The following is a 23,301-nucleotide window of genomic DNA, read 5'->3' on the forward strand; positions in this document are numbered from 1 at the left end:
AAACTACTAATATTTTTTCGGGAGCGAAGCAATCTGTTTCGATTTTAATTCCAAAAGCTTAGATTGCTTCCCCCGTTGTTATAAAACTCTACGGAAATGAAACTATACAGAATTTTAGCAGTAACAGCATTGGTAGCTGTATCCTGCAGTAAAAATAATTTACCAGCAATAAGTCCAGATGTTACTACACAAGAAACATTACACGACACCGATGATCCTGCAATATGGATTAACAAAAATGATGCTTCAAAAAGTATTGTTTTTGGTACTGATAAAGATACCGATGGGGCTATTTATGCTTTCGATTTAGACGGAAAAATTATTGAAGAAAAAACAATAAGAGGACTAAAGCGTCCAAATAATGTTGATGTACGTTACGATTTTCAATTGAATGATTCTACCAAAGTAGATGTACTTGCATTTACAGAGCGCGAGCGTCAACAAATCCGTTTATTTTCAGTTCCAGACATGAAGCCTTTGGATAATGGTGGTTTTCCTGTTTTTACTGATGCAACAGTTCCAGAGCACAATTTACCAATGGGAATAAGTTTGTATCATTCCGCAGTAAACGGAGAGATGTATGCTATTGTTGGTAGAAAAACTGGTCCTTCGGATGGGTATTTATATCAGTATTTATTGAAGTCAGATTCTACAGGAGTTAAAGCTGAATTGGTACGTAAGTTTGGAAAATTTAGCGGAAAGAAAGAAATTGAAGCTATTGCTGTAGATGATAAAGAAGGTATTGTGTACTACTCGGATGAAGGTGCGGGGATTCATATGTACTATGCCGAACCAAGCAAAGGAAATGAAGAATTGGACTTTTTTGGAGTGGAATATTTTCGTGAAGATATAGAAGGACTTTGCATTGCTGATATGGCAGATGGAAAGAGCTATATCATTGTATCAAATCAGCAAAACCACAGTTTTGTTATTTTTGATAAAGAAACGAGAAGTTTTGTTAAAGAGCTGAATTTAAGTACGCAAGAAACCGATGGTTGCGATGTAGTAACAGTGCCGTTAAACAGTGTGTTTAAAGATGGTTTATTTGTAGCGATGAATAATGACAAACGTTTTTTCTTCTATAACTTAGGAAAATTACTATAAAAAAATGATGTAGTTTCTAATTTTATTAATAAATTAGACATACTAATAATCAAAAAAAATCTTTTTATCATGAAAAAAGTTGTCATTTCAGGTGCTCTTGCACTTACTATTTTATGTTCAAGCTGTTTAGGTTCTTATAGTGCTTTTAATAATTTAAAAGACTGGAACGACGGTGTAACTGGAAACAAGTTTGTAAATAACTTAATTTTCTGGGGACTTAACATTATTCCTGTTTATGGTTTATTCTTCTTAGGAGATACAATCATTTTCAACGTTATTGAGTTCTGGACAGGTTCTAATCCAATTGCAATGAAAGAAGGAGAGTCTGAAACTCAAATTGTAGAAAGAGAAGGAAATACGTACGAAATGACAGCGACCAAAAACAGAATGCAAATTGCAGTTGTTGATGGTCCTAAAAAAGGAGAAAAAGTAGATTTAGTTTACAAGCCAGATGCAAAATCTTGGAACGCTGTAAAACCAAACGGAGAGGTAATCGAGCTTTCTTCATTTAAAGAAGGAATGTACATTGTTAACCTTCCAAACGGAGAAGAAGTAAAAATCGATCCAGCTACACCAAGAGCTGAAGCGGTTGCTTTCTTACAAGAAAAAGTTGCTTGTAGCTATACAGATGCTATGGTAGCTTCTTTAGAAGACTAAATAGGAAATTAATTCCGTTTATATAAAAAAAGCTGGTTTTTTAAACCAGCTTTTTTTTTTGCTTCTGTATCTATAGAATAGGAGTTTCTAAACAACTTTTCGGGATACCAAAACCATCTACAAGTGTATTTACGTGCGGTCTTAATTCCGAACAGATGCGTTCAACCTGTTTCCTAATTGCTTTAGATTTGTTGGCACTGATGTAGCCTTGCTCTAAATACCAAGTGGCATGTTCGTTAATTTCGCTTAGAGCAAATAATACGCCTAGTTTATTAAACAAAAAGCGAAGCTCTTCATCTTTAATATTTTCAGTGAAGTTTAAAAATTCATTATACGCCAGTTCCTGACTGTACGCTTTTCCTAACATAACCAAATGTGTTTGTACTTTTAAAAACGCTTGATAGGAAGGAATTCCCTTTTTAATATATTTTTGAACTCTCGACGCTACAGAAAATGTGAGTCTTCGAGTTCTGTATTCAAAAGCTTCTCGGTGAAAATCCGAATCAAAGAGATGTTCTTTGTCTGTTTTATTGGTGAAAATAGGATTGAAAGTAGTGAGTCGGTCAGACAATTGTGTACCTACATATTTAAGCACATCCATGAAATTGTCGCTATTAAATTCAGTTTTAAAATTAGTCAGTATCCCTTTCGCTGCTAGTTGAATTAATACGGTATTGTCTCCTTCAAAAGTGGTGAAAATGTCTACGTCTCCTTTAATGTATGGAATTTTATTTTCTAACAAATATCCTTTTCCGCCACATGCTTCCCTGCATTCTTGTATGGTTTGGTTCGAAAACCAAGTTATCGAAGCTTTTAATGCCGCTGCCTGTGTTTCTATTTCTCTGCGACCATCTTCAGTAGAATTTGCATAATCTTTAATAAGTTTGTCTAGTACAGTGTGGTAAACATAAGACTTCGCAATAGGTTTTATTAACCGTAATTGATGCGTAGGGTAATCCATAATTAAGTCCTCTTGAACTTTTTCGTTACTATTAAATTGTCGTCTTTGCAACGCATACTTCACCGCAATCGCTAACGCTTTCTTAGCGCCACTTAAAGCACCTTTCGCCACGCAAATTCTTCCACCAACCAAGGTTCCAAGCATGGTGAAAAAGCGTTTGTTTGGGTTTTCAATCGGCGAAGTATAATTCCCATTTTCGTCGATATCTCCATATCTATTTAATAAATTTTCTCGTGGCACAGCAACATTCGAAAACCAAATTTTTCCATTGTCAACACCATTCAGCCCAAGCTTATAGCCGTTGTCTTCAATTCTTACGCCAGGCATTAAATTTCCATCCTTATCTCTTATTCGAGTTAGAATAGCGTGTACACCTTCGTTTTTACCATTAACAATGAGTTGCGCAAAAACTGTAGCCATTTCAGCATGAAGTGCATTTCCAATGTATTCTTTATTGTCGTTTTCTCCAGGAGTTTCAATAATTATCGAATCTGTTTCTTTTACATACGTAGCAGTAGTTTTCACCCCTCTTACATTTGAGCCATGGCGTGTTTCCGTCATAGCGAAACAGCCTAAAAAATTGGCTTCGCCAGTTTCTTTTAAATATTTATCATGGTGTTTTTTTGTCCCTAAATTCTGAATACTCCCTCCAAAAAGTCCAAATTGAACTCCAAACTTTACGGTTAAACTTCCGTCTACAAACATTAGATTTTCAAAAATGCTAGCGTAGGTAGGCATGTTTGCAACTCCTCCATAAGCCTTATCGTAAGCCATGGCACCATAACCGTCTTTCGCTAGAAATTTTACTTGCGACAGTACTCGATTCCTAAACTCATCTTTATCTCTAATGATTTTAAAATCAAAAATGGGATCGTTCAATTTTTCTCGAAACTTATCAATTTCAGCAGCATGTTCGCCTTTTAATAGGCTGTCTATTTTTTCTGCGGAATAAAACGAAACACTACCAACAGTTTCAACTTTTACATTGAATAAATGGTGGTAATGGTTGGGTTGAATTCCTAAATTGATTTCGATATATTTTAAACTTTCATCATGAATTTCGGTAGTTTGACTATTGCTTGCCAATCGTTTGCTAAAAGATGTAAGCGGATAAGCGTCGCTTTCAATTAGCTTTAGCTCAGATTCGTCAATAATATTCTTCCATGAAATAAGAGTTTCATTTGAAGGAGACTTTTCAGGATTAATCCATTTTTTAAGAGTCGTTTTACTATCTTTTGAAATAACATCAGCTTCGATAGATTTTTTCAGTACAGAAATTTCCGAAGGCGAAAGCAGTTCATCAGACCAAATAACATATAAAAATGGGATGTATTTTAATATTTCGGCGGTATATGTAGTATTTTTCATAGATACAAATTACAAATTTCTGTTTCAGAAAAATAAAATTTAACCTATTTATAACTTGACGAGTTGTACGCAGTTTTAATACAAATAAAAATGAAAAAAAATCACGTACTTTTGTAACCTATGAATGAATATTTAGATCCTACAGGCGACCATTTTTCTCCGGAAGAAGTAGATATTGAAAAAGCATTACGGCCGTTAAGTTTTAACGATTTTGCTGGGCAAGAACAGGTGTTGGAAAACTTAACTGTTTTTGTGCAAGCTGCCAATTTGCGCTCGGAAGCCTTAGATCATACATTGTTTCATGGCCCTCCAGGATTGGGAAAAACCACTTTGGCGCATATTTTAGCTAACGAACTTGGAGTTGGAATTAAAGTTACTTCGGGGCCAGTGTTGGATAAACCTGGAGATTTAGCAGGGTTGCTAACCAATCTTGAAGAACGAGATGTACTTTTTATTGATGAAATCCATCGGTTGAGTCCTATTGTAGAAGAGTATTTGTATTCTGCAATGGAAGATTATAAAATCGATATCATGATTGAAAGTGGTCCGAATGCTCGAACCGTACAAATTAACCTCAATCCGTTTACACTTATTGGCGCAACCACACGATCTGGACTTTTAACGGCGCCTATGCGTGCTCGTTTCGGAATTAGTAGTCGGTTGCAGTATTACACCACCGAGTTATTGGCAGATATTGTTCAGCGAAGTGCACACATTTTAAAAGTGCCAATTTCTATGGAAGCAGCTATTGAAATTGCAGGAAGAAGTAGAGGAACACCGCGTATTGCAAACGCACTTTTACGTAGAATTCGTGATTTTGCACAGATTAAAGGAAACGGAAAAATAGATATCGAAATTTCTAAATTCGGTTTAAAAGCGCTTAATGTTGATGCTTTTGGGTTAGATGAAATGGACAACAAGATTTTAACCACCATTATCGATAAATTTAAAGGCGGCCCTGTTGGAATTACCACTTTGGCGACTGCAGTTTCTGAAAGTGCGGAGACTATTGAAGAGGTTTATGAACCTTTTTTAATTCAACAAGGATTTATAATTCGTACGCCAAGAGGACGCGAGGTAACCGAACTTGCTTACAAACATTTGGGAAAAATTAAAGGAGGAATCCAAGGCGGATTGTTTTAAATAGAATTGTAAAAATCGATACGTTATGCAAAAATTACCAAAAGTTCCGCAGTGGAGAGTGATTTTAAATGCACAACGGATTTTAAAGAATCCATTATCTTTTCATAAAGAAATTTTTGAGGAGAGTGGAGATATTTTCACGGTCAGTACACCTACAGGAGCGCCTGTTGTGTTTACCAAAAACCCAAATATAGTTCGGCATATTCTTCAGAAAAACCACAGTAATTACAAAAAGTCTTCACTTCAAACAGAAGATTTAGCAAATTATATCGGTCACGGATTATTAACTTCGGAAGGAGCGCACTGGTTAGTACATCGAAGAATGATTCAGCCTGCTTTTCATAAAAAAAAGTTGGAAGATTTACTGAATACAATGCTCCATGCTATCAAAGCAGAACTTCTTCAAATTCAAGAAAACAAAACCTTAGACGTATATCCGTTGATGGGAGATTTGGCTTTTCAAGTGGTTGCAAAATCACTTTTTAGTCGTACCGATATTCGAGCATCGATGGCAAAACTTCAGCATATTACCGAAGTGAATCAGCAAATGGTAATTCGCGAAATGAGACAACCATATTTACAATGGTGGTTTTCGTTATCTGGAATGAAAAAAAAGCATTTGGGATTTGCACAAGAAGGGCGCGAAATTTTAAATACAATTATCGAAGAACGGATTTCGTCTAAAAGAGAAGAAAACGATTTGCTCGATATGTTGCTCAATGCCAAATATGAAGACGGAACTTCCATGTCGCGACAGCAATTAATAGATGAAGTTTTAATTTTATTTACAGCGGGGCACGAAACTACGGCAAATACCTTGAGTTTTACTTTGTTTTTATTGGCAAAACATCCTGAAATTCAAGAAAAATTATACCGAGAAATTAAAGATATTACCATTGATGAAGATCAAATAGCAGCTGTTTTTAAGGAGTTACCGTATGTGAAAGCGTGTATTGAGGAGGCAATGCGTTTGTATCCGCCTGTTTATGTAATCGATAGGGTTGCTATTGAAGACGATGAGGTAGAAGGGCATATTTTTAAAAAGGACACTTTAGTTTTATTGTCTATTTACGAATTGCATCGAGCAGAAAATTTTTGGAAAAACCCAGATGAATTTAATCCAGATCGCTTTTTAAATACCGACAAAAAAGAATACGCTGCTTATTATTATCCGTTTGGAGCTGGACCGAGAATGTGCGTTGGAAATAATTTTGCAATGTTTGAAATGATGCTGGTTTTAGTAGAAATCTTCAAAAAGTATAAAGTTTCATCAAGGTTGGAAGCGGTAGATATCAATCCGCTTATTTCCTTGAAACCTAAAAAAGTGCCCTTACATTTTCAGCAAAGAATAGATAATTGACGCCCAAAGAAAAACATACAAACCTTATCAAAGCCGAAGCAAAACGTCTCGGGTTTTTGTCCTGCGGAATTTCGAAAGCCGATTTTTTGGAAGCCGAAGCACCTCGCTTAGAACGTTGGCTAAAAAATGAAATGCACGGCGAAATGCGTTATATGGAAAACCATTTTGATAAGCGTTTGGATCCTCGAAAGTTGGTAGAAGGTTCAAAATCGGTTATTTCGTTGCTGTTAAATTATTTTCCTTCGGAAGTGCAACAAGACACTTCAGCGCCAAAAATTTCGAAATATGCCTACGGAACCGATTACCACTTTGTAATAAAAGACAAGCTGAAACAACTTTTGGCATTTATAGAAACCGAAATTGGAGACGTCTCAGGGCGTGCTTTTGTTGATTCGGCACCTGTACTCGACAAAGCTTGGGCTGCAAAAAGCGGTTTAGGATGGATAGGCAAAAACAGTAATTTGCTTTCCAAACAAGTGGGTTCTTTCTTTTTTATTGCTGAATTGATTGTCGATTTAGATTTAATTTACGACACTCCAGTAACCGACCACTGCGGAAGTTGTACTGCTTGTATCGATGCCTGTCCAACGCAAGCAATTACGGAGCCTTATGTGGTAGATGGTAGCAAGTGTATTTCGTATTTTACAATTGAGTTGAAAGACCAAATCCCAACAGGTTTTTCTGGGAAATTTGACGATTGGATGTTTGGTTGCGATGTGTGTCAAGATGTATGCCCGTGGAACCGTTTTTCAAAACCGCATAATGAACCACTTTTTAATCCGCATCCAGAGTTGTTAGCAATGACCAAAAAAGATTGGGAAGAAATCACACAGGAAGTTTTTAGCGAAATTTTCAAGAAATCGGCAGTAAAACGCACAAAATACGCCGGACTTAAACGGAATATTGAATTTCTTTCCGAAGGGAAAAAATAGTGTGTAGTTCGAAAAATTTGAAAGTTTATCCAAAATTTTCAATAGGAATAAAACACATAAAAGAATATAAATATTTTCACTTTTTGTTTAAACGTTTCGATGATTATTCTTATACCTTTGCGTATAGAAATTAATAGTTAAAATATAAATCATCGCCTTGCGTTATTTATATAATTTTATCAGAAGATAAAAAACTCATTCAGTAGGAAAAACAGCAATTATGAGTAAAGAAAGCAGAAGACGAGAAGCTTTAGTATACCATGCTAAACCCCAACCGGGAAAAATAAAAATAGTTCCAACCAAGAGATACGCTACGCAACGCGACTTGGCATTGGCATATTCGCCAGGAGTTGCAGAGCCTTGTTTGGAAATCGCAAAAGATGTAGATAACGCATACAAATACACCGCCAAAGGGAATTTGGTAGCAGTAATTACCAACGGAACTGCTGTTTTAGGACTTGGAGATATAGGTCCGGAAGCCTCAAAACCAGTAATGGAAGGTAAAGGATTGTTGTTTAAAATTTTTGCTGATATTGACGGAATCGATATCGAACTTAACACCAAAGATGTAGATAAGTTTATCGAAACCGTAAAAACAATTGCACCAACCTTTGGAGGAATTAATTTAGAAGATATCAAAGCGCCTGAAGCTTTCGAAATTGAACGTCGTTTAAAGGAAGAATTAGATATTCCTGTAATGCACGACGACCAACACGGAACGGCAATTATTTCGGCGGCAGCGTTGTTAAATGCATTAGAAATTGCAGAGAAGAAAATTGAAGATGTCCGTATCGTAATTAGCGGAGCAGGGGCAGCAGCAGTTTCATGTACGCGTTTGTATAAAGCCTTTGGAGCAAGTGCAGAAAATATTGTAATGCTCGATAGCAAAGGTGTTATCAGAAAAGATCGTGAAAATCTTTCAAAAGAAAAGTTGGAATTTGCTTCCGATAGAAAAATAGACACTTTAGAAGAAGCTATGAAAGACGCCGATGTTTTTATCGGACTTTCGATTGCCGATGTGGTAACGCCAGAAATGCTAACGTCGATGGCGCTTAACCCAATTGTTTTTGCAATGGCAAATCCAGATCCAGAAATTGCATACGATTTGGCAATGAGCACTCGCGAAGACATTATTATGGCTACAGGACGTTCCGACCATCCTAACCAAGTAAATAACGTTCTTGGGTTTCCTTTTATTTTTAGAGGAGCATTAGATGTACGTGCTACAAAAATTAACGAAGCCATGAAAATGGCGGCTGTAAAAGCACTTGCAGAGCTTACAAAAGAGCCAGTGCCAGAGCAAGTAAATATTGCTTATGGCGAAACAAAATTGACTTTTGGTAGAGATTATATCATTCCGAAGCCATTCGATCCAAGACTTATTGCAGCAGTGCCGCCAGCAGTTGCCAAAGCGGCTATGGAAAGTGGTGTTGCAAAAGAGCCTATCGAAGATTGGGATCGTTATGAGGAGGAGTTGCTACAACGCCTTGGAAACGATAATAAAATTGTAAGGCTACTGCATAACAGAGCGAAAACAAATCCGAAGAAAGTTGTTTTTGCAGAAGCAGATCATTTAGATATTTTAAAAGCTGCGCAAATTGTTTTAGATGAAGGAATTGCAGAGCCTATTTTACTAGGGAACAAAGAAACCATTGTCGAGTTGATGAAAGAAATCGATTTTGAAGCCGATGTAGTTATCATCGATACCAAAACCGATGCTTGCAACGAGAAGAAAAAACAATATGCACAAAAATATTGGGAAGCTAGAAAGCGTCATGGAGTAACTTTTTATGATGCACAAAAGAAAATGCGCGATCGCAATTATTTTGCTGCCATGATGGTTAATGAAGGTGATGCCGACTGTTTAATTTCTGGGTATTCTAGAGCTTATCCAACGGTAGTTAGACCAATGTTAGAGCTTATCGGGAAAGCAAATGGCGTAAGTAAAGTTGCTGCAATGAACTTAATGATTACGGGTCGTGGTCCAATGTTCTTAGCAGATACATCAATTAATATCGATCCTACAGCAAAAGAATTGGCTAAGATCGCACAAATGACAGCAACTGCTGCAAAAATGTTTGGAATTGAGCCTGTTATTGCAATGCTTTCGTATGCAAACTTTGGTTCTTCTAAAGATGAAAGAGCAAACAAAGTAGGCGATGCAGTAGCGTATTTACACCGTCATTATCCAGATATTTTGGTAGATGGAGAGTTACAATCAGATTTTGCTTTAAACAAAGAGTTGTTACAAAGTCAGTTTCCATTTTCAAAACTAGCAGGGAAAAAAGTAAATACCTTGATATTCCCTAACTTAGATGCTGCAAACATCACCTATAAGTTAATGAAAGAGTTGAATCAAACCGATTCTATCGGACCTATTTTATTAGGAATGAAAAAACCTGTTCATATTCTTCAATTGGGAGCTGGAGTAGAAGAAATTGTAAATATGACAGCTGTTGCAGTGGTTGATGCCCAAGAGAAAGAAAAGCGTCAGAAGGCAGCAAATTCATAAGAATTATAAATTCATAATAAGAATAAATGCTCTAAATGTAATTAATTTTGTTACATTTGGAGCATTAACGTTTTATTAAGAATGATTACACAGATTAAAGGAAGACTTGTTGAAAAGAATCCAACCGATGTGGTTATCGAGTGTAATGGTGTTGGCTACGAAATACACATTTCTTTGAATACCTACTCAAAGATCCCCTCAAACGAAAACCTACTGCTGTACACCCATTTGCAAGTAAAAGAAGACTCGCATACACTTTATGGGTTTGCAGACAAAGCGGAAAGAGAAATATTTAGACTGTTAATTTCTGTTTCAGGAATTGGTGCTAGTATAGCAAGAACGATGTTGAGCTCGCTAGAACCTATTCAAATACGCGATGCTATTGCTTCAAGCGATGTGGCTACAATTCAATCTGTTAAAGGAATTGGTGCTAAAACAGCGCAGCGTGTTATCATAGATTTAAAAGACAAAATACTTAAAATTTACGATATCGATGAAGTTTTTACTCCTCAGGGCAATACAAATAAAGATGAGGCGTTATCTGCTTTAGAAGTTTTAGGCTTTGCGAGAAAGCAAGCCGAAAAAGTGGTAGATAAAATAGTAAAAACCGAACCCGATTTAAGTGTTGAAAACATAATTAAAAACGCGCTTAAAAATTTATAACTGGCTTGAAAAAGAATACTAGCCCTAACTTATTAAATAGGCAGCTAAGCACACTTTTTGTTGTATGTTGCTTGTTTTTTACAACTACAATTTTTTCCCAGGAAGAGTCTAATCAAGAGCAAGATTCTACCCAGGCAGGAGCGTCTTTGGGTCGGATTAAAATGCAAAAACTCGAAAGTATTGCTACCAAATATACTTATGACCCTGTGTCAGATATGTATATTTATACCGAAACCATTGGTAAATACGATGTTTCCCACCCTATTATGTTGACTTCAGAAGAATATGAAAAATTGATTCTGAAGGAACAAATGAAAGAGTATTTCAAAGAGAAAATAGACGCTGTTGATGGGAAGGAAGGAACGGAAGGGGCTCAGAAAAATTTACTGCCTAGTTTTTATGTAAATTCAGATTTTTTTGAAAGTGTCTTCGGAGGAAATACAATCGAGGTAATTCCGCAAGGTTCGGTAGCGATGGATTTGGGGGTGCGTTATCAAAAAAATGACAACCCAGCTTTATCGCCTAGAAATAGAAGTAATATTTCTTTCGACTTCGATCAACGAATTAGTTTGAGTTTATTGGGGCGTGTAGGTACGCGTTTGTCGATTAATGCAAATTACGATACCGAGGCAACTTTCGATTTTCAGAATATCATCAAATTAGAATATCAACCCAACGAAGACGATATCATTCAAAAAGTAGAGGTTGGTAATGTTAGTATGCCGCTTAACAGTTCGTTGATTAGTGGGGCACAAAGTTTATTCGGTGTAAAAACAGAACTTAAATTTGGGCGTACAAGGGTTACAGGAGTGTTTTCAGAGCAGCGTTCTCAAAGCCGAAGCGTAACGGCGCAAGGCGGAGGAACCATAAACGATTTCGAAATTTTAGCACTCGATTACGATGAAGATCGACACTTCTTCTTATCACAATATTTTAGAGATCAATACGACCAGGCGTTGGAGAACTATCCATACATCCGAAGTCAAGTTCAAATTACAAGAATTGAGGTTTGGGTAACCAACCGTGCGCAACGAACCGACAATGTTAGAAATGTTGTGGCGCTTCAAGATTTAGGGGAACCCGAACAAGAAAATACACGTATCAACCAAAATGCGCCAGGCGGATTTTTTGGTTCGATAAACAATTTACCACGAAACGCTGCAAATGCTTACGATCCATTCAATATTGGAGGTGCAGGCTCTGTGTTAACCGATGCTATTCGAGATATCGCAACGGTTCAGCAAGGGTTTAATATGGCGGGCTACAACCCGAGTCAAGGTTTTGATTATTCGATTTTAGAAAACGCTCGAAAATTAGAGCCAAATCGAGAATATACAGTAGATACGCAGCTTGGGTATATTTCCTTAAATCAGCGGTTGAGCAATGATGAGGTGCTTGCAGTAGCTTATCAATATACATATCAAGGTGAAGTTTACCAAGTTGGGGAGTTTGCAAATGATGGTGTAAATGCTACCGAGTTTGAAGAATCTAACGGAGTCGTAACACAAGTAAATCCGCAAGCATTGGTATTGAAAATGCTAAAGAGTAACATTACAAATGTTTCCGATCCTGTGTGGGATTTGATGATGAAAAACTTCTATTCAACAGGAGCATATCAATTATCTCAAGAAGACTTTAGGATGAACATTTTGTACACCGATCCTTCTCCTATAAATTATATTACTCCTGTAGACGAGGCTACTTGGCCACAAGGATTGGACGAGAAAATTTTATTGCAAGTTTTCAATTTTGACCGATTAAATGTTTACAATGATCCGCAGAATGGTGGAGATGGATTTTTTGATTATTTGCCAGGAGTAACTATTGATGTTCAAAACGGATTGATAAAGTTTACAAAAGTTGAGCCTTTTGGAGGTTATTTATACGATGTTTTAGGAGGCGGAAATAATTATGACGATGATAATTATTCGCCAAATAACGATAACCAAGCTAAATATGTTTACCGAAATATGTATAAACTTACCAAAGCAGCTTCTTTAGAAAATGCTGAGAAAAATAAGTTTATGCTGAAAGGACGCTACAAAGCGCAAAGCTCTGGCGGAATTCCTTTAGGGGCTTTTAACGTGCCTCAAGGTTCTGTGCGTGTTACTGCTGGTGGACGTGTACTTCAAGAGGGTGTAGATTATACGGTAAATTATCAGGCGGGAACAGTACAAATTATCGATCCGAGTTTGGAGGCTTCGAATGTGCCGATTGAAGTTTCCGTAGAAAACAATGCAGTTTTCGGGCAACAAACGCGTCGTTTTTCTGGAGTTCATGTAGAGCATCAGTTTAATGAAGATTTTATGTTAGGAGGTACGTTTTTGAATATGAGCGAACGTCCGTTAACGCAAAAAGCAAACTTCGGAATAGAGCCTGTTAATAATACTATTTTAGGACTCAACGGAAACTATTCAAAAGAAATACCATTTTTAACCCGAATGGTAAACAAACTTCCAAATATTGATACCGATGCGCCTTCGAGGCTTTCGGTTCGTGGAGACTTTGCATATTTAATTCCAGGTTCTCCTAAGAGTTCGGACTTTGACGGAGAAACAACTTCTTATCTTGATGATTTTGAAGGAGCGCAAGCTTTTATCGATATTCGATCTTCGTTGGCATGGTCGTTGGCAAGTGCACCAATTGGTTATGGTGGAGAGATTGAAAACGACAATGTGGCTTCGCGTGCAAAACGTGCAAAGATGGCTTGGTATACTATCGACCCTATTTTTTATAGCAACCAACGTCCAAGCGGAATTAACGACAACGATATTTCGAGCAATCAAACACGACGTATTTTTATAGATGAAATTTTTCCTCAGCAAGATGTGGCACAAGGGCAAACGTTGGTGCAAGCTACGTTGGATGTTGCTTATTACCCTGCTGAAAAAGGACCTTATAACGACAATGCGAGTTTTGATAATTTAACAGCACAAGATCGTTGGGCGGGAATTATGCGTTCGGTTAACAGTACCAATTTTGAGCAATCAAATGTGGAGTACATTCAGTTTTGGGTACTCGATCCTTATTATCAAGACGGGCCAACTCCTGGGCAAAACGGAGAGCTTGTTTTTAACTTGGGAAACATAAACGAAGATATTTTAAAAGACGGTAGAAAGCAGTACGAAAACGGGTTGCCAGTAGAGAATAATCCTGCGCTTGTAAATACTACTTCTTTCGGAAAAGTGCCTTCAACACAATCGTTGGTATATGCTTTTAATGCCGATACTTCTAATAGAAATGTTCAGGATGCAGGTTATGACGGACTTTTAGACGAGGAGGAAGCTTCATATTATAGTAATCCTGGTCCTGATCCAGCACTCGATAACTATCAATTCTATTTGGATGCTACAGGAGGAATTTTAGATCGTTACTACAATTATAACAATCCGCAAGGGAACTCTCCTGTACAAGTGGGAGATACCAATAGAGGATCTACTACCTTGCCAGATGTTGAAGATATTGACCGAGATTTAACGATGAATACGGTTGATAGTTATTTTGAGTACCGAATTCCAATTGGACCAAATATTCAAAGAACCGATCCTTTTGTAACAGATATTAGAGAAGTTGAAGTTGAAACGCCAAACAACGACAATTATCGTGTACGTTGGATTCAGTTTAAAGTGCCAATTGATGAATACGATGAAGCAATAGGTGGAATTACAGATATTCGTTCGATTAGTTTTATGCGAATGTTTATGACAGGATTTAGCGAACCTATTGTATTGCGTTTTGGAACGCTCGATTTAGTGCGTGGCGATTGGAGAAATTACTCATCGAGTTTGCAACCAGAAGACGATCCAGATCCAACTGACGACGGAACTTTAGTAGATGTAAATACAGTAAACATACAAGAAAACGAGCAAAGAGAGCCAATTCCGTATCGTTTGCCTCCAGGAGTTGTTCGAGAAGAATTGAATAACAATAACACCATTATTCGTCAGAATGAGCAATCGCTTTCTTTTGCGGTATGCGACTTAGAACCTGAAGACTCTCGTGCAGTATTTAAAAACATCAATGTAGATATCCGTCAGTATAAACGATTAAAAATGTTTATTCATGCGGAACAATACAATACAAATCCGTTAGCCGATGGTGATTTGGTAGCGTTTGTTCGAATAGGTACCGATTTTACAGAAAACTATTATCAGGTGGAGATGCCATTGCAAGTTACTCCTGCAGGAACAACAGATTCTTCAACTATTTGGCCAGATATAAATAGTATTGATTTGCCTTTGGATTTACTTTCAAAAATTAAAGCTACAGGTATTGCAGATGGGTCATTACAAGAAGTTACGTATTACGATGCTGACGGAAACTTGGTAGACGAATTTGCTCCACGAGAGTTGGGAGAAATGCGTGTAGCTATAAAAGGTAATCCGAGTTTAGGAAGTATTAGAGCAGCTATGGTTGGGGTGAAAAACCCAAGTACAACTGTGGGAGATAATGTTTGTGGAGAGGTTTGGTTTAACGAATTGCGTTTGGCAGAACTCGATAATAGCGGAGGTTGGGCAGCAGTAGCTTCAATGGATTTGAATGTTGCCGATTTTGCAAATGTTTCAGCAACAGGAAATATGAGTACTTCTGGTTTTGGAAGTATCGACCAAACTCCAAACGAGCGAAGTAGAGAAGATGCTAGAGGGTATTCGTTGAATAGTAATGTTAATTTAGGGCAATTGCTTCCGAAGAATTGGGGGGTTCAATTACCAATGAATTATAGTGTTTCCGAAGAATTAATAACACCAGAGTTTGATCCGTTGTATCAAGACCTTAAGCTTGAAGACCGAATTAATGCTGCTGAGACTTCTCAGGAGAAAAATCAGATAAGAAATCAAGCGGAAGATTATACCAAGCGAAAAAGTATCAATTTTATTGGTGTTCGAAAAAATAGAGGTCCAGAGCAAAAACCAACAGTGTACGATGTAGAGAACTTCACATTTAATTTTGCTTACAACCAAATGGAGCATCGCGATTACGAAATTGAACGTCTTCGAGATCAAAATGTAAGAACAGGATTTTTGTATAACCACAGTTTCCAGCCGATGGAAGTGGTGCCTCTAAAAAATAAAGATTCTATTTTAAAAAGTAAATATTGGACGTGGTTAAAAGACTTTAATTTTAACCTATTGCCAACAAGTGTTTCTTTAAATTCTAACATTACACGTACGCTCAACAGGCAGTCGTTTAGGCAAGTTGTGGAGGCGGGAACAACGGCAGATTTCCTTGGGTTGCCAGAAGTACAGCAACGTAATTATTTATTCGATTGGCAATATGCGGTAAATTACAATCTTACCAAATCGTTGCAATTTAATTTTACAGCGGCTAACAATTATATAGTTAAGAATTATTTTACTGAAGATGAAAACGGCGATCAAATTGTAAACCGTGACTTAGCATTATGGGATGGATTCTGGGATGTTGGAGATCCGAATAGGCATATGCAACAATTACAGTTGAATTATGATATTCCGTTTGATAAAATTCCGTTTTTAGATTTTATTTCTGGAACTTATGCCTACACTGGAGACTTTGATTGGCAGCGTGGAAGTGATGTATTAAATGAAGTTGCTGGGGAAGAATTAAATACCATTCAAAATGCAAGTACGCATAATCTTAGTGGTTCGTTAGGAATGGATAGACTGTATACTGCTTTAGGGTTGAAGCGTAAATCTGGAACTACAGCCAGAAGTTCAAGGGGAGCTTTACCAGTGGCAGATGCAAATGGGCAACAACAGCCACAAGAAACAAAAAGTAAAAAATATGTAGGGTACAATGCCATGATTGATTTGGTAACTATGGTAAAACGTATTAATGTAAGTTATAGTGAGAACAATGGTAAATTGTTACCAGGATATACAGAGTCGGTTGGGTTTATAGGAACTTTGCGTCCATCATGGGGGTTTGTATTTGGTAGTCAGTCGGATGTGCGATTTGAAGCAGCTCAAAAAGGATGGCTTACAACATTCCCAGAGTTTAACATGCAGTACATGTCTAGAAAAGCCAATCAGTTGAATATTTCGGCAAACATTCAGCCTGTGCGAGATTTAACGATTGATTTGGTTGCAGACAGGCAGTATTCCGAGTCGTATGCAGAAAACTATCGAATTGAAGATTTAAACGGAGATGGAGTTTTAGATTACAATCCGCTTATTCAAAATAAATATGGAGACTTCTCGATCTCGACTATTATGTTGGGGACTGCTTTTGATAGTTCAGAAGAAGCTACTTCAGAAACATTTAATCAATTCAGTAAAAATAGAATTTTAATAGCGCAGCGTTTGGCAGGCGAACCGCAAAATCCAGATGCTACCGAATATCCAGAAGGGTACGGGCCAACAAATCAAGCGGTATTATTGCCAGCGTTTATTGCTGCCTATACAGGGAAGAGTGCCAATTCGGTATCTTTGGGAGCGTTTAGAGATACGCCAATTCCTAACTGGACAGTAAAATATACTGGGCTGATGCGTTTAGGGTGGTTTAAAGAAAAGTTTAGACGTTTCTCTTTGGCGCACGGATATCGTTCGAGTTATAGTATAAATAGTTTCCGTTCGAACTTAGACTACGGAAACGGAAGTCAGTTTGACCAATCTGGGAATTATAAAAACCCGATACTTTATACCAATGCAACTTTGGTGGAGCAGTTTAATCCGCTGTTGCGAATGGATTTTGAAATGAATAACTCGGTAAGTGTACTTGCTGAAATGCGTAAAGACAGAGCCTTGTCGATGAGTTTTGATAACAACTTACTCACGGAAATGTCTGGTAACGAATATGTAGTTGGACTTGGGTATCGAATTTCAGACCTTCGTTTTGTTACGAATATTGGAGGACGTAGAAATGTATTGAAAGGCGATTTGAATTTGAAAGCCGATTTGTCTTTGAGAGATAATTTAACGGTTATTAGAAACCTCGACATCAACACCAATCAGGTTACAGCGGGGCAGAATATTTGGGCGCTCAAGTTTACTGCAGATTACGCACTTACAAAAAACTTAACAACACTATTCTTTTACGATCATACATTCTCTGAGTTTAAAGTTTCTACTGCATTTCCGCAGACAACAATCCGTACAGGATTTACTTTGCGATATAATTTTGGAAATTAACAGCTTTCTGTTTGAAATCAATAGTATAAAGAATTACATTTGTCCAGCTAATATTTTAATATTTTATTTTTATGAATATTCCTTCAGAATTAAAATACACAAAAGACCACGAGTGGGTTAAAATCGAAGGTGATGTTGCTACCGTAGGAGTTACGGATTTTGCGCAAAGCGAATTAGGAGACATCGTTTATGTAGAAGTTGAAACTGTAGATGAAACTTTAGAGAGAGAAGAAGTTTTCGGAACAGTAGAAGCCGTAAAAACAGTTTCAGATTTATTTTTACCACTTTCTGGTGAAATAATCGAATTTAATGAGTCGTTGGAAGACGAGCCAGAAAAAGTAAATACAGATCCTTACGGAGACGGATGGATGATTAAAATTAAAATTTCTGATACTTCTGAAATAGACGATTTATTAAGCGATGCCGATTATAAAGAGCTTATTGGGGCTTAATAAAACTACGTATCTTTTATTTGCCGCTTTATGGTTGTTGGGTGTTACAATAGGTAGTTTAGTTTCTGTATCTGTTGTAAACGAAGTAGAAACAAACATTCGTGTTTCTGATAAATTAGTACACGGGATATTCTACTTTGGCAATACAATTTTGTGGTATTGTTACCTTCGTAAAGCAAATTTTAAAAACGTACTTCCTAAAGTTTCTTTGTTTTCATTCGTTTATGGTATAGTTATTGAAGTGTTACAATACATATTACCGTACGATAGATCCTTTGATTTGAAAGATATTCTTGCAAATTCAGTAGGAATTTTAATAGCTATCTTTTTGATAAACTTTTGGTTAGCATCAAGATTGCATTAAAAAGGGAAATTTAATTGGAAAAAAACTAAATAAATAATTAAATTAGCAAACAAATTAATAAATTATGGAACCTAAAAAGAATCCAAAAGCTGATTTAACCCGTAATAGCGGACTATACTTTGCTATAGGGTTGGCTTTGATTACGCTTGTATGTTGGCAAGCAATCGAGTGGAAAAAGTACGATAAAGTAGAGGCTTTTAATTATACCTTAGATGTAGATGATCAATTAGAAGAAGAAGTTCCTTTAACGGAGCAATTAAATACGCCTCCACCACCACCGCCACCACCAGCTGCACCTGAAGTTATTGAGGTTGTAGAAGATGAGGAAGAAGTAGAAGAAACTATTATCGAGTCTACTGAAACTACGCAAGATGAAGAAATTGCAGAAGTTGAAGATATCGTTGAGGTTGATGTTCCTGTAGACGTGGATGTACCATTTACAGTAATTGAAGACAAACCGATGTTTGAGCAATGTAAAGGGGTTCCAAAAGCAGAGCAATTTAACTGTTTCAAAGAAAATCTTGATAAGCACGTAAGAAAAACATTCCGTTACCCAGAGATGGCTCAAGAAATGGGAATCCAAGGTAGAGTGTATGTAAACTTCCGTATTAATAAAGATGGAACAATTACAATTTTAAATACAAGAGCTCCAGACAAAAGTTTGGATGAAGAAGCAAGAAGAATCATTAATAAGTTACCAAAACTTATTCCTGGTAAACAAAGAGGAAGACCAACTCCTGTAACATTTGCTTATCCTATCGTATTTAAATTAAACTAGAAAAGTTTATAACAATATATTAGAAGCCCGAGTTTTTACTCGGGCTTTTTGTTTTTGGTATGTTTATTGAATATGGTTTTTAGAATTAACTATTTAAAAACCATATTCTTATGAAAAATTATCCAGAAGAAAAGAAGTCTGATTTGAGTCATAGCACTTCGTTGAAAACATCTAAAAGAGATTTAAAAATTAAAGGTGGAACTATTCGCTTTCAAATTGGTTTGTTGGTGGCATTAGTAATGTGTTATCTATTAATAGAAACCGCTTTTGCAATCCCCGACGTTAATAGCACCACTAATGTTTCCATGCTAGAAGAAGATGAGGTGTATGTTATGCCTGCTTTTGAGATTGAACGTGTTAAAGAGGTGACTAAGAAAAACGATTTATCGAAAATTTCAAAGTTAATAGATGAAGTGGAGGTCGTTGAGGATGATGCTGTGGTGGATGTTAAGGAAGAGTTTTTTAATAATGTTGATGATAAAGTGGAAATTTCGGTAGATGATATTGTGGATGTAGAGCCAGTTGAAGATATTGGTCCAATTTCTATAAATTCAGTTCAATATGTTCCTGTGTATCCAGGTTGTGAAGCTTTAACTACAAATATAGAGCGTCGTGATTGTATGAGCGATAAAATTAACCGTATAGTTAAGAAAAACTTTGATGCTTCAATAGCTTCGGATTATGGTCTAAGTGGAACGTTAAGGATAGATGTTCAGTTTAAAATTAACAAACAAGGAGAAGTTTCAGATGTTAAAGTTCGTGCGCCACATAAGTCTTTGGAAAGAGAAGCTGCTCGAGTAACAGCTTTGATTCCTCAGATGAAGCCAGGTAGGCAGGGGGATCAAGAGGTTGATGTGATCTTTTTAAAGCCAATTATTTTTAAAGTACAGTAATTTCTTAAATGATTGCATAGAAACCTTTTGTGAGTTATCTTTGCACCCGATTTACCATGATTGATGAAAACTGCATTGGATACAAGTACAAATACAAATTCTTTTTCTTTGGTTTTTGATGATTTTAAACAAATTACCAAAGCAGGGCTTGCGTTTAGTGTGGTGTTTTCTTCTATTGCAGGTTACTTTTTAGGTGCGGAGACCATTAGTTTTACAACCGTCCTTTTGCTTGCTTTTGGAGGTTATTTTATGGTAGGTGCTTCAAACGCTTTTAATCAATTAATCGAGAAAGACCTCGATGCCTTAATGAAGCGTACGCAAAATAGGCCAATTCCTTCCGGTAGAATGTCTTCAAAAACGGCTTTTGCAATTGCAGTTACTTTTACAATACTCGGCGTTGTTACCTTATATATAGTAAATCCAAAAACAGCAATGTTTGGTGCAATTTCTATTTTCCTATATACGTGTGTGTATACTCCTTTAAAAACAAAAACACCTTTGGCGGTTTTTGTTGGAGCATTTCCTGGCGCAATTCCGTTTATGTTAGGATGGGTAGCGGCAACCAATGAATTTGGTATAGAGCCAGGCACTTTATTTATGATTCAGTTTTTTTGGCAATTCCCACATTTTTGGGCAATAGGTTGGGTTTTAGATGAAGATTATAGCCGAGCAGGTTTTAAAATGTTGCCTACGGGAAAGAAAGATAAAGCCACTGCAATACAAATAATAATGTATACTATTTGGATGATTTTAGCTTCTATTTTTCCTGTAACAGGGTTAACAGGGAGTTTAACATTGTCTGTTCCTGCTGCGGTAATTATATTTTTACTCGGAATAGGAATGCTGATTTTTGCATTTCAATTATATCATAAAAGAGATAACAAATCGGCAAGAGCATTAATGTTGGCTAGTGTTAGCTATATTTCGTTAATGCAAATTGTATATGTAGTTGATAAATTTTTAAGTTGATGGATTTAACTCAAGGGACTCCCGAAGTGAAAAACGCTAGAGCAAAAAAAATGATGCTTTGGTTTGGAATGATAAGTATAGCAATGATGTTTGCTGGTCTTACAAGTGCTTACGTAGTAAGTAAATCAAGACCAGACTGGGTGTCGGCTATCGATATTCCGATGGCGTTTGTATTTAGTACAATTGCTATTGTGTTAAGTAGCTTCACGTTTTATTTTGCTAAAAAATCTATCGAGAATAATAATAGAAGTGCAGCGTCTATTTCGTTGTTTGTTACTTTGGCTTTAGGGTTACTTTTTGTTTTTCTTCAGTTTAAAGGATTTTCAGAAATAATAGATGCTGGATTTTATTTTACAGGAAGTGAAAGTACCATTACAACTTCTTTTCTTTATGCAATCGTGTTTTCGCACTTAGTTCACGTTTTTGGCGGGCTGGTAGTGTTGTTGGTTGTTATTTATAATCATTATAAAGAAAAGTATAAACCCGGTCAAACCCTTGGTATAGAGCTAGGTGCGATGTTTTGGCACTTTTTAGACTTTTTGTGGGTGTATTTGATTTTATTTTTCTATTTCTTTAGATAAATAAAAAATGTAAATTTGAAAAATTTTTAAAATAAGAATACTTTAACATTTATGGAAGCTACTGTTACAACAGGTTCTAAAGAAAAAGTTTGGGGTGGAGGAAACGAACCCCTAAATGCAAGTTATGGTAAGATGATGATGTGGTTTTTTATCGTATCAGATGCACTTACTTTTTCTGGATTTTTAGCCGCTTATGGTTTTTCTAGATTTAAATTCATCGAATCATGGCCAATCGCCGATGAAGTGTTTACACACTTTCCATTTTTACACGGTGTAGATGCGCCAATGTACTACGTGGCATTAATGACGTTTATTCTTATATTCTCGTCTGTTACAATGGTATTGGCGGTAGATGCTGGTCATCAATTAAAACAGAAAAAAGTAATTTGGTACATGTTCCTAACTATTATAGGAGGTATCATTTTCGTAGGATCGCAAGCTTGGGAGTGGAAAAACTTTATCAAAGGAGAATACGGAGCAGTAGAGTTAAAGTCTGGTAGAATATTACAATTTTTAGATGCTTCTACAGGAGAACGTGTTGCTTTAGCAGATTTTGCAAAGCCACTTCATGGTGAGCGTACCACACAACATGCTAACGAAGGAGTTTGGTATATGTCTGAAAGCACATTGCCTTCTTTTTCAGTAGAAGAAGTAAAAGCAGGTTTTGAAGCAAACCATAATATCGTTGCAAGAACAGAGATTTCAGACGAGCACGGAAAGAAAGTTGTACTGTCTCGTGAAGAAACTGCAGAGCGTTTAACGCAAGCAACGATGGTAGTTGAAGGAGCAAACTTAATTCACAACGAATACGGAAACCGCTTATTTGCAGATTTCTTCTTCTTCATTACAGGTTTTCACGGATTTCACGTACTTTCTGGAGTTGTTATCAATATCATCATTTTTATTAATGTGATTTTAGGAACTTACGAAAGAAGAAAGAATTACGAAATGGTTGAAAAAGTTGGTTTATACTGGCACTTTGTAGACCTTGTATGGGTATTTGTATTTACCTTCTTTTACCTTGTATAATTTATTATTGATAGAAAAATGGCACACGCACACGAATCGAATACAAAAAGAATTTGGGTAGTTTTTGGAATCCTTTCCGTTATTACTATCGTAGAAGTTATATTAGGAATTATCCGACCAGAAGCTTTAGAGGCTCATGTAGCTGGAATGAAACTTTTAAACTGGATATTCATTATTTTAACAATCGTTAAAGCTTATTACATCGCTTGGGCATTTATGCACCTTGAAGGAGAAAAAGCAGGTTTACGTTGGTCTATAGTTTTACCTTTAGTGTTTTTGATAATGTATTTATCATTTATATTATTGGTTGAAGGTAACTACATTCACGATGTTTATCACGACGGATTTATAAGTTGGGATTTTTAAGAGTTTTTAACTATATATAAAAGGCGGTTTTTTAACCGTCTTTTTTTATTTTTGTAGGGT

The 23,301-nt window shown here is 36.5% G+C and carries 17 protein-coding genes; 16 read left to right on the forward strand and 1 reads right to left on the reverse strand.

What is annotated here, in order from left to right; all coding sequences use genetic code 11:
* The first annotated feature begins 96 nt into the window (after positions 1-96).
* Both JMA43_RS10770 and JMA43_RS10775 read left to right on the forward strand, forming a co-directional pair.
* On the forward strand, positions 97-1,104 hold the full coding sequence (locus JMA43_RS10770; protein ID WP_342156595.1) for a phytase: 1,008 nt from the start codon (positions 97-99) through the stop codon (positions 1,102-1,104).
* Between the two features lie 69 nt (positions 1,105-1,173).
* Positions 1,174-1,761: a DUF3332 domain-containing protein gene (locus JMA43_RS10775; RefSeq protein WP_342156596.1), complete on the forward strand. Its 588-nt coding sequence runs from the start codon at positions 1,174-1,176 to the stop codon at positions 1,759-1,761.
* Positions 1,762-1,831: 70 nt separating this feature from the next.
* Here the strand turns inward: JMA43_RS10775 and JMA43_RS10780 are convergent, their stop codons facing one another.
* Positions 1,832-4,090 (reverse strand): acyl-CoA dehydrogenase family protein, encoded by a 2,259-nt coding sequence (locus JMA43_RS10780; protein ID WP_342156597.1) that lies wholly within the window; start codon positions 4,088-4,090, stop codon positions 1,832-1,834.
* Between the two features lie 120 nt (positions 4,091-4,210).
* Between JMA43_RS10780 and ruvB the strand changes: the two genes are divergently transcribed.
* The 14 genes from ruvB to JMA43_RS10850 all read left to right on the forward strand — a co-directional run bounded on the left by ruvB (position 4,211) and on the right by JMA43_RS10850 (position 23,241).
* On the forward strand, positions 4,211-5,233 hold the full coding sequence (gene ruvB, locus JMA43_RS10785) for a Holliday junction branch migration DNA helicase RuvB (RefSeq protein ID WP_342156598.1): 1,023 nt from the start codon (positions 4,211-4,213) through the stop codon (positions 5,231-5,233).
* Between the two features lie 25 nt (positions 5,234-5,258).
* Positions 5,259-6,593, forward strand: coding sequence for a cytochrome P450 (locus JMA43_RS10790; RefSeq protein WP_342156599.1), 1,335 nt, complete (start codon positions 5,259-5,261; stop codon positions 6,591-6,593).
* Positions 6,590-7,525 carry a tRNA epoxyqueuosine(34) reductase QueG gene (gene queG / locus JMA43_RS10795; RefSeq protein WP_342156600.1) on the forward strand — a complete coding sequence of 312 codons (936 nt, stop codon included), beginning with the start codon at positions 6,590-6,592 and terminating at the stop codon, positions 7,523-7,525. Before JMA43_RS10790 ends, queG begins: the two co-directional genes overlap by 4 nt.
* Before the next feature lie 220 nt (positions 7,526-7,745).
* Positions 7,746-10,037 (forward strand): NADP-dependent malic enzyme, encoded by a 2,292-nt coding sequence (locus tag JMA43_RS10800; RefSeq protein ID WP_342156601.1) that lies wholly within the window; start codon positions 7,746-7,748, stop codon positions 10,035-10,037.
* 81 nt (positions 10,038-10,118) lie between these two features.
* Complete coding sequence (gene ruvA / locus JMA43_RS10805; RefSeq protein ID WP_342156602.1) at positions 10,119-10,700, forward strand: Holliday junction branch migration protein RuvA; 582 nt, start codon at positions 10,119-10,121, stop codon at positions 10,698-10,700.
* Between the two features lie 5 nt (positions 10,701-10,705).
* Complete coding sequence (sov, locus tag JMA43_RS10810) at positions 10,706-17,809, forward strand: T9SS outer membrane translocon Sov/SprA (RefSeq protein ID WP_446719405.1); 7,104 nt, start codon at positions 10,706-10,708, stop codon at positions 17,807-17,809.
* A gap of 71 nt (positions 17,810-17,880) precedes the next feature.
* On the forward strand, positions 17,881-18,261 hold the full coding sequence (gcvH, locus tag JMA43_RS10815; protein ID WP_342156604.1) for a glycine cleavage system protein GcvH: 381 nt from the start codon (positions 17,881-17,883) through the stop codon (positions 18,259-18,261).
* A complete protein-coding gene (locus JMA43_RS10820) occupies positions 18,251-18,625 on the forward strand; it encodes a VanZ family protein (RefSeq protein WP_342156605.1) in 375 nt (124 codons plus the stop codon). The genes gcvH and JMA43_RS10820 overlap by 11 nt, the downstream gene beginning before the upstream one ends.
* 64 nt (positions 18,626-18,689) lie before the next feature.
* Positions 18,690-19,403 (forward strand): energy transducer TonB, encoded by a 714-nt coding sequence (locus JMA43_RS10825; protein ID WP_342156607.1) that lies wholly within the window; start codon positions 18,690-18,692, stop codon positions 19,401-19,403.
* Positions 19,404-19,513: 110 nt separating this feature from the next.
* Positions 19,514-20,296, forward strand: coding sequence for an energy transducer TonB (locus JMA43_RS10830; protein ID WP_342156608.1), 783 nt, complete (start codon positions 19,514-19,516; stop codon positions 20,294-20,296).
* Between the two features lie 63 nt (positions 20,297-20,359).
* Positions 20,360-21,265, forward strand: a complete 906-nt coding sequence (gene cyoE, locus JMA43_RS10835) for a heme o synthase (RefSeq protein ID WP_342156609.1) — start codon at positions 20,360-20,362, stop codon at positions 21,263-21,265.
* Positions 21,265-21,846 carry a cytochrome c oxidase subunit 3 gene (locus tag JMA43_RS10840; RefSeq protein ID WP_342156610.1) on the forward strand — a complete coding sequence of 194 codons (582 nt, stop codon included), beginning with the start codon at positions 21,265-21,267 and terminating at the stop codon, positions 21,844-21,846. The genes cyoE and JMA43_RS10840 overlap by 1 nt, the downstream gene beginning before the upstream one ends.
* A 51-nt stretch (positions 21,847-21,897) precedes the next feature.
* Positions 21,898-22,875: a cytochrome c oxidase subunit 3 gene (locus JMA43_RS10845; RefSeq protein WP_342156611.1), complete on the forward strand. Its 978-nt coding sequence runs from the start codon at positions 21,898-21,900 to the stop codon at positions 22,873-22,875.
* 18 nt (positions 22,876-22,893) lie between these two features.
* Complete coding sequence (locus tag JMA43_RS10850) at positions 22,894-23,241, forward strand: cytochrome C oxidase subunit IV family protein (RefSeq protein ID WP_342156612.1); 348 nt, start codon at positions 22,894-22,896, stop codon at positions 23,239-23,241.
* Positions 23,242-23,301: the final 60 nt, after the last annotated feature.

The organism is Joostella sp. CR20 (assembly GCF_038433465.1).
In the GTDB taxonomy this organism is placed as follows: domain Bacteria; phylum Bacteroidota; class Bacteroidia; order Flavobacteriales; family Flavobacteriaceae; genus Galbibacter.